A 16,598-nucleotide genomic window follows, 5' to 3' on the forward strand; every position below is an offset into this window, starting at 1 on the left:
CGGCGCCATCGACCGCACCGACCACCTCGGGTAAGCCGAGGAACGGCCCCAAGCCGGAAGTGCTGGACCTCAACGCGGCCACCGTCGAGCAGCACCACCACATCGCCGCCGCGGCTGCGGCGAGCACAGCGCAGCACCCGGCGGCTGCGCGCCCGATCGGCCAGATCGTCCCGGCCGCCGTCACGATCCAGCTGGTCACCGCGGCAGGGACCAGCCGCACGTCCAGGGGCTGGTGCACGCGGGTCAGACACGCACCAGCGCACGGAGCTTGTCGAGCCGAGCCGGGCCGATGCCCTCGACCTCGGCCAGCTGGTCCACGGTGGTGAACCTGCCGTTGGCCTGGCGCCACGCCACGATCGCGGCGGCGGTGACCGGTCCGACTCCCGGCAAGGCGTCCAGCTGCTCGACGGTGGCCGCGTTGAGGTCCAGCACTTCCGGCTTGGGGCCGTTCCTCGGCTTACCCGAGGTGGTCGGTGCGGTCGATGGCGCCGGGCCGGCCGGGCTGCCGGTGCTGACCGAGCTGCCCAACACCGCCGGCTTGCCCGACGGTGGCGCCAACCCCACCACGATCTGTTCACCGTCCCCAACGGGGCGCGCCATGTTGAGGCCAATGGTGTCGGCGCCGTCGAGCGCACCGCCGGCGGCCCCCAGCGCGTCGGCGATCCGCGCGCCCGGTGCCAGCGTGACCAGTCCGGGCTTTCGTACCAATCCGACGACGCTGACCACCACCGGGCCCTCCGAGCCGGCCGGCGGACCGGCGCTAGTCGAGGACCGCACACCTGTGGCCGAAACATGTTCTACCGGTGGCAATTTGGCCGATGTGACCGGTGCGGGCCGGTCGCCGATCAGCGTGAAGACGGTGATGAGCACGGCGAGTGCTGCGATCACCGCCAGCGCGATGGCGCCGGCGCGACCCGGGTCCGCGCGCAGTCTGGCCAGCCAGCCCTGCTGGGCCGCATTGTCGGGAAGCCAACGCGGAAGCAGTGAATTCGGGTCGTCCTGATCATCTGCACGATCTTTGGTGGTGTCGGTCTCAGCAGGTTCGGCGCCCGGATCCGGATCGGCACCCAGTCGCCGGTGGAGTCGCTGCGCCGGCAATTCTGTTCGCATGACGGCGACGGTATGCGCAGCCACCGCCACGACGGCACGCCGAAGGCGCCGTGCCGTTGCGACTGTGGATAGATCCGGCTCTGTGTAAATGCCGGTGACCGGGCAGGTTTGGCGGCGCATCGCCGGGGTAGCCGGACGCCATGAGTCTGGCTTTGATAGCTGGTGCATCGAGTGGGATCGGCTTGGAGCTGGCCAAGCGGTTCGCCGAAGACGGTTACGACTTGGTGGTCTCCGCCGAGGATGCCGGCATTCAAAGCGCAGCCACTGAACTCGGCCGCTCGGGGGTCGATGTCCGTGCGGTCCGCGCCGATCTGCGCACCGGCAAGGGCGTGGAAAAGGTGTATCAGCAAGTCACCGGAATCGGCCAGCCGTTGGATGCGGCGGCGCTGAATGCCGGCGTGGGCCTCGGCGGATCTTTTCTTGACAGCACCCTGGACGACACCTTGTCCCTGATCGATCTGAACGTACGGTCCACGGTGCATCTGGCGAAGCTGATCCTGACCGACATGGTTCAGCGCAACAGCGGCAAGCTGTTGTTCACCTCGTCCATCGCGTCCACGATGCCCGGCTCCTACCAGGCGGTCTACAACGCGTCCAAGTCGTTCATCCAGTCGCTCTCCGAGGCCCTGCACGACGAGTTGCGCGAGACCGATGTCACCGTCACCGCGCTGATGCCGGGGCCCACCGACACCAACTTCTTCCGGCGCGCCGGCCTGGCGAACTCCCGCATGGGGCGGATGAACAGCAAGGACGACCCCGCCGAGGTCGCCAGGCAAGGCTTCGACGCGCTGATGCGCGGCGATCGCAAGGTGGTCGCCGAATCCCTGATGACCAAGGCCATGGGCCTCGGCAATCGGCTGCTGCCGGACTCGGTGAAGGCCGCGGCCAACCGGGTGATGTCCACCCCGGTCGGCAACTGATGAACCGGAGGTGACCCGATGAGCCTGGACGCAAACCGAAACGCCGACGCATCGACCGGCGAGCTGATGGCCCAGCTGTCCGCGCAGACATCCCGCCTCGTTCGCGACGAAATGCGGTTGGCGCAGAAGGAACTTCTGCGATCGGCCAAACACGCGGGCATCGGTGCGGGGCTGTTCGGTGCGGCGGGACTGCTGGCCTTCTTCGGCATGGCCGGCCTGATCACCGCCGCCATCGCCGCCTTGGCGCTGGCGCTGCCGACCTGGGCAGCGGCACTGATCGTGGGCGCGGCGCTGCTGGCCGCGGCCGGCGCGGCTGCGTTGATGAGCAGGCGGCAAGCCAAAGAGGTGACCCCGGCCGCCCCGGAGACCGTCGCCAGCGTCAAGAAAGATATCCAGGAAGTGAAAGACGCCCGCCATGACCGGAGCTGACCACACCCCGCACCCGCAGGCAGAGCCCGAGCCTGGCCCAGACGCGGACATCGCCGAAATCCAGGCCGACATCGAGCAGACCCGCGCAGAACTGGGCGCCACCGTGGAGGCCCTCGCGGCCAAGGCGGACGTGCCGCAGCGCGCTAAAGCAACGGCGCAGGCGGCCAAACCGAAATTGGTGGTGGTGGCCTCGGTGGCCGGTGTAGCCCTGGTCGCGCTGCTGTGGTGGCGGCGCCGCCGGCGCTGAGGCGGCCGTCGCAGTACCCGGTTGACCCCGGTCGACGACTGCCGACGCCGAACGCCTAACGTGCAGTGCAGGACTGCCGCAGCGTTGTTTTGGCGGTCACCCCGGACTAAGGAGGCTGCCGATGAAGCTGGCACTCACACCCGACGAAGCGGCTTTCCGCGACGAGCTTCGCACGTTCTTCACCACGAAGGTCCCCACCGAGATCCGCGACCGGGTCCGGCAGGGCGAATCGCTGACCCGCGAGCAGATTGTGGCCAACCATAAGATGCTGCACGAGAACGGCCTCGCCGTACCGAACTGGCCGGTGGAATGGGGCGGCAAGGACTGGACCCCCACCCAGTTCCAGATCTGGAACGACGAAATGCAGTTGGCCAGCGTCCCGGAACCGTTGAACTTCAACACCAAGATGGTCGGCCCGGTCATCGCCGAATTCGGCTCACAGGAGATCAAGCAACGCTTCCTGCCGCCGACCGCCAGCATGGACATCTGGTGGTGTCAGGGTTTCTCCGAGCCCGAAGCCGGTTCGGACCTGGCCTCGCTGCGCACCACCGCGGTCCGCGACGGTGACAGCTACGTCGTCAACGGACAGAAAACATGGACGACGCTGGGACAGTACGCCGACTGGATCTTCTGCCTGGTCCGCACCGACCCGCAGGCCCCCAAGAAGCAGGCGGGCATCTCGTTTCTCCTGATGGAGATGGACACACCCGGCATCACCTGGCGACCGATCAAGACCATCGACGGCGGCGTCGAGGTCAACGAGGTGTTCTTCTCCGACGTCCGGGTGCCCGTCGATCAGCTTGTGGGCGAAGAGAATCAGGGTTGGACCTACGCGAAATTCCTGCTCGGCAACGAGCGCACCGGCATCGCGCAGGTGGGCCGGACCAAGGTGCGCCTGGCCGAGGTGAAGCGGCACGCGGCCGAGACCGGCCTGCTCGAGGATCCGCTGTTCGCGGCGCGGTTGGCCGAAGCCGAAAACGAAGTGCTGGCTCTCGAGCTCACCCAGGCCCGGGTGGTGTCGAGTTCGGCCGGCGGTAAACCGAATCCGGCGTCCTCGGTGCTCAAGCTGCGCGGCAGCCAGCTGCAGCAGCTCGCCACCGAATTGCTCGTCGAGGTCGCCGGCGCCGACGCGCTGCCGGTCGGCGGCGACGGGATCGCCTCACCGGAGTGGGCGCAATCCAGTGCCCCGCATTACCTGAACTACCGCAAGACCTCGATTTACGGGGGCAGCAACGAAGTTCAGCGCAACATCATCGCGTCCACCATTCTCGGATTGTGAGGCAGTCATGGACTTTCAGCTGAGCGAAGAGCAGGCCCTGCTTCGCGACACCACCAGGGAACTGCTGTCGCGAACCTACGACGCGGAGAGCCGGAACAAGGTGATCGGCACCGAACTCGGGTGGAGCCGTGACGTCTGGAGTCAGTTGGCCGACATCGGAATCCTCGGGCTCGGGTTCGAGCCCGAGGAGGCCGGGCAGCTCGAAATCATGGTGGTGGCCAACGAGATCGGACGCCGGCTGGCGCCCGAGCCGGTAGTGCACGCGGCCCTGGCACCGGGTTCGCTGATCGCCGAGCTGGGCACCGACGCGCAGCGGCAGCTGCTGGACGAGGTCGCCGCCGGGCAGCGACTGCTGGCGTTCGGCCACCTGGAGACGGGTCACCGTACCGCATCGACCCAGGTGGGCACTCAGGCTGTGCGGCAAGGGGATTCGTGGACACTGAGCGGGCGCAAGAACCCGGTGCTGGCCGGGGACTGCGCCGAAACCTTGGTGGTCAGCGCCGCCTTGCCGGACGGTGGCGGCACCGGTCTGTTCCTGGTCGATGCCGAGCAGGGGGGCGTCAGCCGTAAGTCGTATGCGACCTTCGACGGCCAGCGCGGTGCCCAGATCGACTTCGCGGACGCGGCCGCCGAACCGCTGGGTGCCGGCGACGCTTCCGAAGCCATCCGCAATGCACTGATCCGGATCCAGTCCGCCCTGTGCTCCGAAGCGCTCGGGGCGATGGAGGAAGCGCTGCGCCTGACGACCGAATATCTGAAGACCCGCAAGCAGTTCGGTGTCACGCTGAACAAGTTCCAGGCGCTGACGCAACGGGCGGCCGACATGTATGTGTCCTTGGAATTGGCGCGCAGCATGAGCCTCTACGCCGCCATGTCGATCGCCGACGGCAATTACGATTCCGTGATCGCCGCGCGCGCCAAGTTGCAGATCGGCCGCTCGGGCCGGCACATCGGCCAGGAGGCGATCCAGCTGCACGGCGGTATCGGCATGACCGCCGAATACCCGGTCGGGCACTACGCGGCCCGGCTCACCGCGATCGATCACACCTTGGGCTCCACCGGCGATCAGCTACGGGTCCTCATCGACCACATCTCGGACTACGATCTGGCCAAGCTCTGAGCAAATGACCACGCTGTCCGACCGGGTGGTCGCCTTCCTTTCCGAAGGCACCCGCACCGGCATGCTGGGTTTCCTCGCCTCGGACGGCCGGCCGCTGGTGGCCCCGGTGTGGTTCGTCGTCGACGACGGTCAGCTGGTGTTCACCACCGAGAGACGCACCGCGAAAGGGCGTGCGCTACAGCGTGATCCGCGGGTCACACTGTGCGTGGACGATCCGCATCCGCCGTACTCGTTCGTCCAGGTGCAGGGTCTGGCGGCGTTGGACGACGACCCGCGGCAGGTGCTGGACATCGCGACCCGCACCGGCGCCCGCTACATGGGCGCCGACCGAGCCGATGAGTTCGGCCGGCGCAACGCCGTCCCCGGCGAGGTCACGGTACGGATCTCGCCGACGAAGGTCATCGCCGGATTCGACGTCAGCTCCTAGCTCTGCTGGCAGCCCTCCGGCGAACTACGTCGCGACCGAATCGGCCTCGCTCGGCTCTGCTTCCGAACCGGACGGTAGTTCCGGCACCTGCTCGGCAAGGTACTCGGCCAGCGACCTGATGGTCGGATAGTCGAAGACCGCGGTCGCGCTGATCGTGAACGCGCCCCCGAATTGGCCGTACAACCGGTTGCGGAGTTCCACTGCCATCAGCGAATCCGTGCCCAAGTCCAGGAACCGACTGGTGGCAGCCGGCGGTTGGGCTAGCCGCAGGAAATTCTGCACCTCCTGCTGCAGGAACTCGGTCAGGAAATCGGCGCGCTGCTCCTCGGGGACCTCGTGCAGTTTCCGGAGCAGTTCGCTGTCCCCGGCAGTCACCGTTGCCGCGCTCGGCAGCAAGTGGTCGAGAATCGGCGGGCGGACCCCACCCAGCATCTTCGCGGCCCGCTGCCAATTGGCCTTGATGACGGTCACCTGTCCGGTCCCGTGCCCGACGGCTTCGCCGAGCGCATTGAGGGCGGCCGTCGGTTCCAGCGGCACCATCCCCTGCGCACCGAGATTGGCCCGCGCGGCCTGCGAGGCGGCCATGCCACCCTTCGCCCAGGGACCGAAGTTCGCACCGGTCGCCGCCAGCCCCAGCGCCTTGCGGTAGGCGATGAGCCCGTCGAGTACCGCATTGGCAGCCGCGTAATTGGCCTGACCGGGCGAACCGAGCACGCTCGATGCCGAAGAGTAGGCGATGAAGAACTCCAGGTCGTCGTACTTGGTTAGCCGATGTAAATTCCACGCGCCCAACGCTTTTGGCAGCAGGGTGGTGCGGAAGCGTTCGGCGCTCTGCTGCGGCAGTAAGGCGTCGTCGAGCACGCCCGCCAGATGGGCCACCCCGCCCAACGGCGGCAACTCCGACCGGATCCATTCCAGTACCCGTTGGACTTCGGACTCTTCGCCGATGTCGGCGGACAGGGTGTGCACGCGGCACCGATAGCGCTCGCAGATGTCAGCGATGGCCTCTTGCGCCGCGGCATCCGGTTCGCGCCGACTGGTCAACACGATGTCACCGGCCCCCAGTTGGGCCAGGTGGGCGGCCGTGTGCAGTCCGAGAGCGCCGAGACCGCCGGTGATCAGGTAACTCCGATCACCGCGCGGCTGCAGCGGTTTCGGCATCTGCAACACGATCTTGCCGATGTGCCGAGCCTGCTGCATGCGCCGGAAGGCGGTCTTGGCCTCCGTCAGCGGGTAGATCTCCGATGGCAGCGGGGTCCACTCGCCGCGGGCCAGTCCGTCCGACACCTCGCACAACAGACCCCGAATCCGTTCCGGGTCCTGCATGATCGTCCCATCCAGCGCAACGATCTCGTATTTGATGTCCGGGCGGGCCTCGGCCATCTGCTCGGGAGTCCAGATGTCTCGCTTGGCGATCTCCGCGAACCGGCCGTTCTGGGCGGTGGCCCGCACGGTCGCCGCGACGAAGCCTTCGTTGGTCAGGCTGTTGAGCACCACGTCAACCCCGGCACCTTCGGTGTCGGCCAGGATCTGATCCGCGAAATCGGTACTGCGCGAGTCATATACGTACTGCACGCCCATCTTGCGCAGCGTCGCGCGCTTGAAGGTGCTCGCGGTGGCGAACACGGTGGCGCCGCACTGCTGGGCCAGCTGGATCGCCGCCAGCCCGACACCGCCGCTGGCCGCGTGCACCAGCACGCGGTCGCCCGGGCGCAGCTTCGCCCAGTCGAACGCCAGCCGGGCCGTCAGCGCCGCGGCGGGAATGCTCGCGGCTTCCACCGCGCTCAGCCCGTCCGGCACCACCGCCAGCAGCTGCGCCGGCACGTTGATCCGGGTGGCGAAGGCGCCTTGCATGAAGCCCAGGACGCGTTGTCCGACTTCGAATCCCGTGACGTCGGAACCGACTTCGGTCACGATGCCGGAGAAGTCACCGCCGATCAGTCCGGGATCGCCCGGGTACAGACCCAGCACATTGAGCACATCGCGGAAGTTAAGGCCGGCGGCCTCGACCCGGATCTGCACCTGCCCCGCATCCGGCGGCGGCACTTCCGTCTCGGCCAGCCGCAGGTTGTCGATCGCGCCGCGCTCGGTCGGCGCCAGGACGTAGTCCGTTGCCCGCGGCACCGCAAGCAGCCCACTGCGCGACCACGGCATCAGCCGGGACACCAGGAACTTCCCTTGGCGCAGTGCCAGTTCGGGCTCGGAGTCATCTGCCGCACGGAGCAGGGCGGCCAGCGAGTGGACCGCCTCCTCGGATCCGTCCTGGTCGACCAGCCGGCAGCGCAGCGTCGGTTGCTCGGCGATGATGGTGCGGCCGAGTCCCCACAGCGCCGCCTGAACCGGGTCGACCTGCTCGCCGGATTCGGTTGCCACACCACGCTCGGTGATGACCCAGAATCCGCCGGACAGCCGAGCTTCGTCAGCCAGCAGGGTTTGCGCGGTACCGGCCAGGTTGGTCAACTCGGCCTCGAGCCGTGCGCCGAATTCGGCGCTGGACTCGTCGGCACCCGGTTTTGCCGCGCTGCGCCAGACGATGCCGCTGATCGGCGTCCCGCGTTCCTGCGCTTGCGCCAACAGTTGCCGCCATTGCTCGGGATCCTCGGCAGCGGTGGTCGTGACGCTGTTGGGCAGGGCGGCCGCCAGTTCGTCGAATCCGGCTATCAGCCAGGCGTCGCCGCCGTTTTCGGCGGTCTCACCGGACGGCGGCGGCACCTCGTGCCAGCCCAGGGTGTACAGCAGGCGGGTGGCGTCACCGCCGAGCCCGCGCAACAACGCTTCCCGGGGGGCGCGTTTGACGGTGAACGCATGGATTCCGCCGAGGTGGCGACCATCGCGGTCCACGAAATCGAGGTCGAAGACCTGAGTTTCGCTTTCCATACCGCCGGTGCGCCAGGTCGCGCGGCAATAGAACCGCCGCGGGATCGGGCCTTGCAGGCTGACCCGCCCGTACCGCAGCGGCAGGAACAGATCGGGTACCGCACCCTGTTCGGTCGCCTCGAGCAGCGCCGGGAAGGCCGGGAAGGCCACACCGGTGCACAGGTCCAGCAGGACCGGGTGAATCGGCTCGGTGCCGAGGTGCTCGGCGAGTTCGTCGCCGACGACGACATCGCCGATGGCCTCACCCTCGCCCACCCACAGCGATTTCAGGCAGTTGGCCCAGGTGGGTCCCCACGCCAACTCCATGTCGGCGAAGGTCTCGAACAACTGCTGGGGACGGGTCCGGTTCAATCGCTCGGTGGCCGCGTCGATGGGATCGGCCGCATCGGGTCCCGAATCCTCGGCAACACCGGTGACGACGGTGCCGTCGGCGTTCAGCGACCATTCCGCCTCGCGGACACCGTAGGGCCGGCTGTGCACCCGGAAGGTCCAGCCGCCGCCGTCCTCGAACGGGTGCAAAGTCAGCTGCACCTCACGAGACGCCTTGTCCGGCAGGATGATCGGCTCGTAGAAGAACACGTCCTGCACCCGCGCGGGCGGCCCGACCGCGGCCAGGGCCATCGCCGCGTACGTCGCGCCGGGCACCACCACGGTGCCGTAGATGACGTGGTGGGCCAGCCACGGCTGCGTCTTCACCGACAATCGGCTGGTGTAGATCACGTCACCGGAAGCGAGATCCTTGACGCTGCCCAGGATTCCGGCTACGCCCGCGGTGTCGCCACCGATGCCGGCGATCCCGGACACCTTGGGCCAGAAGTGGCGGCGCTGGAACGGGTAGGTCGGCATTTCGAGTCGGTGCCGTGAAACCTGGTGTAGCGCGGCGAAATCGGGACGGTGTCCGGAGACATACGCGGCGGCCAGCGCTTCAGCGATCTGCCGGCGGCCGTCGACGCCCTTGCGCAGCGAGACGATGGCACGTGGCGTGGCCGAGTGCTCCGGCCACACCTGGATCGCGGCCGCGGTCAGAATCGGCTGCGGTCCGATCTCCATCAGGACCGAGCAGCCCAGTTCGGCCACCGTGCGCACGCTTTCGCTGAACTGGACCGGCTGGCGGGAGTGCCGACGCCAGTACTGCGCGTCCAGCGGGGTTTCCGCGCTCAGCACCCCACCGGTCCGGTTGCAGACCAGCGGCCGGGTCGGCACCGCGTAGGTGATTCTCGCCGCGTACGACTCGAATTCGTCGAGCACCGGCTCGAGCAGCTCGGAGTGGAACGCGTGGCTGGTGTCCAACCAGGTGCAGCGCACACCCTCGCCGCTGAACGTCGCGACGATCTCCTCCAGGTCTTCACCCGGCCCGGACAGCACGGTGTTGCGGCCGTTGTAGGCCGCGACCGACACCCGCGGTGCCGCCTTGGCGGCGGCCTCCACCTGCTCGGCGTCGGCGAACACTGCCACCATCCGACCACCGTCGGGCAGGCTGCCGAACAACCGGCCACGTTCGGCCATCAGTCGTGCCCCGTCCTCGAGGCTGAAGACTTCGGCCACGCACGCCGCGGCATACTGGCCGACGCTGTGCCCCAGCACCACGTCGGGTTCGATGCCCCACGACTGCCACAGGCGGGCCAGGCCCATCTCGATGGCGAACAGCGCCGGCTGGGCGAATGAGGTGTGGCGCAGCGTTTCTCCGCCGTCGCGGTCCAGGGCGAACAGTACCTCGAGCAGCGGGCGGGGCAGCATCGAATCGATCGCCTCCGCGCACCGCCGCACCGTGTCGGCGAAAACCGGCTCCGCCTCGAACAATTCGCGTGCCATCCCCGGGTACTGACTGCCCTGGCCAGTGAACAGCCAGGCCGTCTTCGGCGGGTCGGTGCACTCGCCCCGGGTCACGCCAGGGCGCACCCGGTTCTCGGCCAGCTCGGCCAGCAGTTCGCGGGCGCCCTGCACCGAATCCACCACCAGCGCGGCACGGTGCTCGAAGTGCGAGCGTCCCACCGCGGCGGTGAAGCAGACGTCGTTGATGTCGACCTTCGGGTGGGCGTCCAGCCACGTTTCGTACCGCTGCGCCAGTGCCACCAGTGCCTCCGCTGAGCGGGCCGACAGCGGCAGCACCCCGATCGTGGTGGCGGGCGCGTCCGGCTCCGGCGCGCCGTCGTCCACCGAGTAAGCGTCGGCGGTCGCCGCTGCCGGCGCCTCCTCCAGCAGCACGTGGGCGTTGGTGCCGGTGAAGCCGAACGAACTGACCCCGGCCCGGCGTGGCCGGCCGTTGGCCTGCCACGGAATCGGCTTGTCCACCACCCGAACCGGCAGCGAATCCCACGGGATGTGTGGTGACGGGTTCTCGAAATGCAGGTTCTGCGGCAGCATTTCGTGCTCGAGGGACAGCACGACCTTGATCAGGCCGGCGACACCGGCGGCCGACTCGAGGTGGCCGATGTTGGTCTTGACGGATCCCAGCAGCAGCGGACGGTTGGGGTCGCGGTCGCCACCGTAGACCGCCGCGGCGGCCTGCACCTCGATGGGATCGCCCAGCGAGGTGCCCGTTCCGTGCGCCTCGAGGTAGTCGACGTCCCGGCCGCCGATGCCGGCACGCGCCAGCGCAGCAGAGATGAGGCGTTGCTGCGCACCGCCGTTGGGCACGGTCAACCCGCTGGAGGCACCGTCCTGATTGACCGCGGTGCCCCGGATGACCGCACAGATCCGGTCGCCGTTGCGCTCGGCATCACTGAGCCGCTTGAGGACCAGGATGCCGCAACCCTCGCTGCGGACATAGCCGTCGGCGGCGGCGTCGAAGGTCTTGCAGCGCCCGTCCGGGGACAACATCCGGGCGCGCGAGGCGGCGACGATGGAAGCCGGGCTCAATAGAACATTCACCCCACCGGCGAGTGCCAGGTCGCAGTCACCGGAGTGCAGGGCCTGGCATGCCTGGTGAACCGCCACCAGCGACGAGCTGCAGGCGGTATCGACCGCCACGGCCGGCCCCTCCAGACCCAGCGCGAAGGCCACCCGGCCCGCGATGGCGTTCAGCGCGTTGCCGGTGATGAAGTGGGCTTCGATGTTCTCGACCGAGTCGCTGGACAACAGGTGCGAATATTCGTTGGCGGCGACGCCGACGAAAATGCCACTTCGGCTGCCGCGCAACGCCGCCGGGGAATAGCCCGCCCGCTCCAGGCCCTCCCAGACGATCTCCAGCATCAACCGCTGCTGGGGGTCCATCCACACGGCCTCGCGGGGCGAGATACCGAAGAACTCCGGATCGAACCCGTCGATGCCCTCTAGGTAGCCGCCGTTGCGGCTGTAGATCTTGCCCGGCGTCTCGGGGTCTGGGTCGTAGAACTCGTCGACGTCGAAACGGTCGTCCGGGATCTCCCGGATCGCGTCGACCGCACCGGACAACAGGTCCCAGTACGCGTCGGGATCGGGCGAGCCGGGAAAGCGGCAGGCGACCGCGACAATGGCGATCGGCTCGTCCGCGGCACCCAGTCCCGCCGAGGCGGGCACCGGCGGTTGAGCGCTCGCCTTGGCGGGTTGTGCGCTCAAGCCGAGGATGTCGTCCAGCAGGTAGTCGGCGACGTCCACCAGCCGCGGATAGTCCATTGCCAGCGTTGCCGGCAGCTGCTTGCCCACGGACTGCTCGACGCGACGCCGCAGTTCCACCGCCATCAGGGAGTCCATGCCGAGGTCGAAAAAGCCCGCCTCGTCGCGGATTTCGGCGGCGTCGATGCGGGTCACCTCCGCGACGATGTCGCGGAGGTAGTCGACGACGAGCTTCTTGCGCTGCTGAGCCGGTGCGCGGGTGAGTTGTTCGACCAGTTTGGTGGTCCCCGAGGGTGCCGGTTCGGTCACCGACTCGGGCAGCTCACGTTCCACCTCGGCAAACAGCGACCGCGTGCCGGCCTGCTGATACAGCGGCAGGAAGCGGGCCCAGTCGAGCCGGGCCACCACCCCTTGCACCGGCCCTTGCGCCGAGGCGCCCGACAGCAGTTCGGCCATCCCGGCCAGGGCGTCGGCGGGCGGCAGGGTCCGCACGCCGCGCTTCTCGAGGTGAGCACGAGCGTCCGCATCGGCCATGCCCGCCGACCACGGCCCGAAGTTGACGCTGACGGCAGGAACACCCTGCTCGCGTAGCCGCCAGGCCAGGCCGTCGAGGAACGCGTTGGCCGCGCTGTAGGCCGTCTGCCCGAAGCTGCCCCAGACCGCGGCGATCGAGGATGTGCTGAGGAAGAAGTCCAGCGACAGGTCCGCGGTCGCTTCGCTCAAATTCCAAGCACCCCAGACCTTTCCGGCGAAGACCCGGTCCACCTCGGCGTCGTCCAGCGTGCGCAGCGGGGTGGTGCCCATCTCCCCGGCCGCGTGCACGATGCCGGCCAGCGGCGGAAGTTCGGCCTGCACGGTGGTCAGCAACCGGGCAACGTCGTGCGGGTTGGCCACATCGGCCGCAACGGTTGTGATGTCACAGCCGTACTGTTCGCCGATCGCATCGATGCGCTGTTGTGCGGCGTCGCTGGGCGAGCGCCGACTGGTCAGCACCAGGTGGCGGGCGCCCTGGGCGGCGAGATACTCGGCGATTTCCAGACCGACCCCGCCGAGCCCACCGGTCACCAGATACGTTGCGTCATCCCGGACAACCGGCGACGTGGCACTCGGCAGACCCGCGCGCCGGCTCAGCCGCGCGCCGTGGACGGCCCGATCACGCACGGCGATTTGATCTTCCGCGGCGGGGGCGGCCAGCACGTGCTCGATCAGCACCGACCACTCGTCTGCACCGGTTCCCGACAGGTCGGCCAGCCCACCCCACAATTGCGGGTGTTCCAGCGCGGCGGCGCGCCCGAAGCCCCACAAGCAGGACTGCACCGGCGACACGCTGTCCGAACTCGTGACCCGTTGTGCGCCACTGGTGATCAACCAGATGGGCGCCCGCAGCTCGGCGGCTCCGGCCGACCGGAACAACCGCCGAAGACCACCCAGCACCCGGTGCTGCATGCGCAGCAGCGACCGCATCGAGGGCTCCGGGTCGGACTCGAGGGCCGCGAGCACGAGGATGCGAGGTGTCGTGTCCTCCGCTGCCGCGGCGCGCAAAGCCGCTTCCACCCGCTCCTCGTCCGCATCGGTGACCGGCAGCCCAAGGACCTGGTGGCGGTCCCCGCGGCCGGTCAACGCCTCGGCCAGCGGTTCGATCGCTTCGGCGTCGTCGCCGATCAGCAGCCAGGCACCCGGTTCGGTTGACTGCGACCCGGCGGTCCGGGCCAGCTTCTCCCAGCGGATGTCATAGCGAATGTCCGCGATGGATTGGGTTGCGCGCTGTTGGTTATGTTGCGCCGCGAGCTTTTTCAGAACCTCCGCGGTCTGCTGGTTGCCGCCCTCGCCATCGAGCAGCGCGACCAGCTCATCGATCCGGCCGTCCTCGAGTAGCCGAACGGCGTCGGTGCGCGCCGAGTCAGGCTGAGCGGAAGCCGCTTTGGCGCTGTAGGTAGGAGGAACCCGCTTGTCGCGGTACCAGTACTCGCGATGCTGGAACGGATACGTGGGCAGGTCGAGCTTGCGATGCGGCCCCTGAACGAGGGCCGCGAAGTCGGGCAAATGACCGGCCACGTAGGCGCCCGCAACGGCTTCGGTGATCTGGCGACGGTCGCCGCTGTTGCGCCGCAGCGACGCGATCGCCCGGGGTGCAGTTGCCGGATCGGGCCAAGCCCGCAGCGCGGCGGCGGAAAGGATCGGTTGCGGGCCGACCTCCAGCAGCACGGCGCAGCCGAGATCGGCCAGGGTGGCGACGCTCTTGGCGAACTCGATGGGCTGGCGTGCGTGCCGTCGCCAGTACGGGCCGTCGAGTTTGGCGTTGCGGCCCAATGCTTTTCCGGTCCGGTTGCACACCAGAGTCCGGCGCGGCGCACTGAATTCGAAGCGGTTCGCGAACGACTCGAATTCGTCGAGAGCGGGATCCAGCAATGCCGAGTGGAAAGCGTGGCTGGTGTCGAGCCAGTCGCACCGGACACCGTCGGCGGTCAACGTGGCCACCGCCCGGTCCAGGTCCTCGGCGGGACCCGCCAACACCGTGTTGGCGCCGTTGTAGGCGGCCACCGACAGCCGCGGGAACTCGTCGGTGAAGCTCTCGACCCGTTCGGCGGCGGCGAAAATCGCGACCATCCGGCCCCCCGTCGGCAGGTTGCCGAACAGCCGGCCTCGTTCGGCGAGTAGCCGCGCCCCGTCTTCCAGGCTGAACACCCCTGCGACACAGGCGGCGGAATACTGGCCGACGCTGTGGCCCAGCACCACATCCGGCTCGAAGCCCCACGACTGCCACAGACGGGCCAGGCCCATCTCCACGGCGAACAGGGCGGGCTGGGCGTAACTGGTCTGCCGCAACGTGTCCGGGTCGTCCGCGTCGAAAACCACGTCCAGCAACGGCTTTTCGAGTACCTCGTCGACAACGGCCGCGCACCGGGTCATCGTCTCGGCGAACACCGGCTCGGTCTCGAACAATTCCCGGGTCATGCCGGGGAACTGGCTGCCCTGCCCCGGGAACAACCAAGCGGTCTTTGGCGTGTCGTCGGAGACCCCGCGCACCAGCCCCGGCGCCGGCCGGTCGTCGGCGAGGGCACCGAGTAGCTCGGTCGCGGATTCGGTCGAGTTCACCACCAGCGCCGCACGATGCTCGAAGTGAGACCGGCCGGCCCCGGCGGTGAAGCACACGTCCGCCAACTCCGCGTCGGGATGCGTGGTCAACCAACCGCGGTACTGCTCGGCGATCTGCGCCAACGCGGCCGGGGTACGTCCCGACAACGGCAGCAGGCTGAACCTGTCCTGCGGCTGCTCAGCCGGTTCGGCGACCGCGACGTTCGGCGCTTCCTCGATGATGACGTGCGCATTGGTCCCGGAGAACCCGAACGAGCTGACACCGGCAATGCGGGGTTGACCGTTGCGTTCCCAGGAGGTGGATTCCTGCACGACCCGCACGGCCAGCTTGTCCCACGGAATGTGCGGCGACGGGGTGCGGAAGTTCAGGTGCTTCGGCAGCACCTCGTGCTCGAGCGCCAGGATCACCTTGATCACGCCCGCGATCCCGGCCGCCGCTTCCAGGTGACCGATGTTCGTCTTCACCGAGCCGATCAGCAGCGGCTGGCCCGACTCGCGTCCGTTGCCGTAAACGGCCCCGGCGGCCTGGACTTCGATCGGGTCGCCCAGCGACGTCCCGGTCCCGTGCGCCTCGAGATATCCCACCTCGCGCGCGGCGACGCCGGCCCGGTCCAGCGCCTCGGTGAGCACCCGCTGTTGGGCCACACCGTTGGGCACCGTCAAGCCACCAGACGCGCCGTCCTGGTTCACCGCGCTGCCCCGGATCACTGCGCGGATCCGGTCCCCGTCGCGGATCGCGTCGTCAAGACGTTTGACGACGACGACGCCGCAGCCCTCACCGCGTACGTATCCGTCCGCGGCCGCGTCGAAGGTCTTGCACCGGCCGTCGGGTGCCAGCATGTGCGCGTGCGAGAAGGTGATCATGGTCGCCGGGCTGAGCAGCACGTTGGCCCCGCCGGCCAGGGCAAGGTCGCATTCACCCAGCCGCAGCGCCTGGCAGGCCTGGTGGATCGCCACCAACGACGAACTGCAGGCGGTGTCGACGGTGACGGCCGGGCCCTGCAGGCCTAACCGGTAGCTGATCCGGCCGGCGCCGGCCGCGGCCGCCGTCCCGATCGCCATGTAGGCCTCGATCTCGTCGTAAGTCAGCTCATCCGAGGCCATTCCGAGGTAGTCGTGGGTGGACAGACCGATGAACACGCCGGTGTTGGTATTCGCCAGAGCCGTGGGCGCTGTTCCGGAGTGTTCCACCGCCCGCCACGCCGTCTCCAGCAGTAGCCGATGCTGGGGGTCCATCAACCGGACCTCGCGGGCCGACAGGCCGAAGAACGGCGCATCGAACCCCGTCACGTTGTCGATGAAACCCGCCCGACGCGTCGCGACCTTTCCGGGCGCGTCGGGGTCCGGGTCGAAGAATTCCTCGACGTCCCACCGGTCTGGAGGCACTTCGGAGACCGCGTCGCGTCCCTGCGCCAGCACGTCCCAGAACTCGTCCGCGTCGGCAGCACCCGGCATACGCAGTGCGTAGCCCACGATCGCAAAACCCGATGCCCGTTCCATCGGATCTTCGACGGTTGCCATGCATTTGTCCTCTCTGCCTGGAAAGCGCAGGTTCGATT

General features: G+C 68.5%; 8 protein-coding genes and 1 pseudogene. 6 read left to right on the top strand and 3 right to left on the bottom strand.

Annotation, left to right across the window (positions count from 1 at the left end):
• Both A5645_RS12915 and A5645_RS12920 read right to left on the bottom strand, forming a co-directional pair.
• A pseudogene (locus A5645_RS12915) lies at nt 1-238 on the bottom strand (hypothetical protein); the annotation flags it as partial.
• Between the two features lie 5 nt (nt 239-243).
• Nucleotides 244-1,110, bottom strand: a complete 867-nt coding sequence (locus tag A5645_RS12920) for a ComEA family DNA-binding protein (RefSeq protein WP_065129884.1) — start codon at nt 1,108-1,110, stop codon at nt 244-246.
• Nucleotides 1,111-1,250: 140 nt separating this feature from the next.
• Here A5645_RS12920 and A5645_RS12925 point away from each other — a divergent pair, with 140 nt between their 5' ends.
• The 6 genes from A5645_RS12925 to A5645_RS12950 all read left to right on the top strand — a co-directional run bounded on the left by A5645_RS12925 (nt 1,251) and on the right by A5645_RS12950 (nt 5,532).
• On the top strand, nt 1,251-2,030 hold the full coding sequence (locus tag A5645_RS12925; RefSeq protein ID WP_065129789.1) for an SDR family NAD(P)-dependent oxidoreductase: 780 nt from the start codon (nt 1,251-1,253) through the stop codon (nt 2,028-2,030).
• Nucleotides 2,031-2,048: 18 nt separating this feature from the next.
• Nucleotides 2,049-2,459, top strand: a complete 411-nt coding sequence (locus A5645_RS12930; RefSeq protein ID WP_065036769.1) for a phage holin family protein — start codon at nt 2,049-2,051, stop codon at nt 2,457-2,459.
• Nucleotides 2,446-2,706: a DUF3618 domain-containing protein gene (locus A5645_RS12935; protein ID WP_065036770.1), complete on the top strand. Its 261-nt coding sequence runs from the start codon at nt 2,446-2,448 to the stop codon at nt 2,704-2,706. The genes A5645_RS12930 and A5645_RS12935 overlap by 14 nt, the downstream gene beginning before the upstream one ends.
• A 121-nt stretch (nt 2,707-2,827) precedes the next feature.
• Nucleotides 2,828-3,985 (top strand): acyl-CoA dehydrogenase family protein, encoded by a 1,158-nt coding sequence (locus A5645_RS12940; protein WP_065036771.1) that lies wholly within the window; start codon nt 2,828-2,830, stop codon nt 3,983-3,985.
• A gap of 7 nt (nt 3,986-3,992) precedes the next feature.
• Nucleotides 3,993-5,105, top strand: coding sequence for an acyl-CoA dehydrogenase family protein (locus A5645_RS12945; protein ID WP_065129790.1), 1,113 nt, complete (start codon nt 3,993-3,995; stop codon nt 5,103-5,105).
• Between the two features lie 4 nt (nt 5,106-5,109).
• Nucleotides 5,110-5,532 (top strand): PPOX class F420-dependent oxidoreductase, encoded by a 423-nt coding sequence (locus A5645_RS12950; RefSeq protein WP_065129791.1) that lies wholly within the window; start codon nt 5,110-5,112, stop codon nt 5,530-5,532.
• Nucleotides 5,533-5,556: 24 nt separating this feature from the next.
• Here the strand turns inward: A5645_RS12950 and A5645_RS12955 are convergent, their stop codons facing one another.
• Nucleotides 5,557-16,560 (bottom strand): type I polyketide synthase, encoded by an 11,004-nt coding sequence (locus A5645_RS12955; RefSeq protein ID WP_065129792.1) that lies wholly within the window; start codon nt 16,558-16,560, stop codon nt 5,557-5,559.
• Nucleotides 16,561-16,598 lie beyond the last annotated feature (38 nt).

The sequence above is a fragment of the Mycobacterium asiaticum genome, from assembly GCF_001673635.1.
In the GTDB taxonomy this organism is placed as follows: Bacteria; Actinomycetota; Actinomycetes; order Mycobacteriales; family Mycobacteriaceae; genus Mycobacterium; species Mycobacterium asiaticum_C.

What these genes read in the sequence shown, in the direction of transcription:
- A5645_RS12930 (WP_065036769.1), top strand. Translation starts at nt 2,049, where the DNA reads ATGAGCCTGGACGCAAACCGAAACGCCGACGCATCGACCGGCGAGCTG.
- A5645_RS12920 (WP_065129884.1), bottom strand. Translation starts at nt 1,110, where the DNA reads ATGCGAACAGAATTGCCGGCGCAGCGACTCCACCGGCGACTGGGTGCC.
- A5645_RS12935 (WP_065036770.1), top strand. Translation starts at nt 2,446, where the DNA reads ATGACCGGAGCTGACCACACCCCGCACCCGCAGGCAGAGCCCGAGCCT.
- A5645_RS12955 (WP_065129792.1), bottom strand. Translation starts at nt 16,560, where the DNA reads ATGGCAACCGTCGAAGATCCGATGGAACGGGCATCGGGTTTTGCGATC.
- A5645_RS12945 (WP_065129790.1), top strand. Translation starts at nt 3,993, where the DNA reads ATGGACTTTCAGCTGAGCGAAGAGCAGGCCCTGCTTCGCGACACCACC.
- A5645_RS12950 (WP_065129791.1), top strand. Translation starts at nt 5,110, where the DNA reads ATGACCACGCTGTCCGACCGGGTGGTCGCCTTCCTTTCCGAAGGCACC.
- A5645_RS12925 (WP_065129789.1), top strand. Translation starts at nt 1,251, where the DNA reads ATGAGTCTGGCTTTGATAGCTGGTGCATCGAGTGGGATCGGCTTGGAG.
- A5645_RS12940 (WP_065036771.1), top strand. Translation starts at nt 2,828, where the DNA reads ATGAAGCTGGCACTCACACCCGACGAAGCGGCTTTCCGCGACGAGCTT.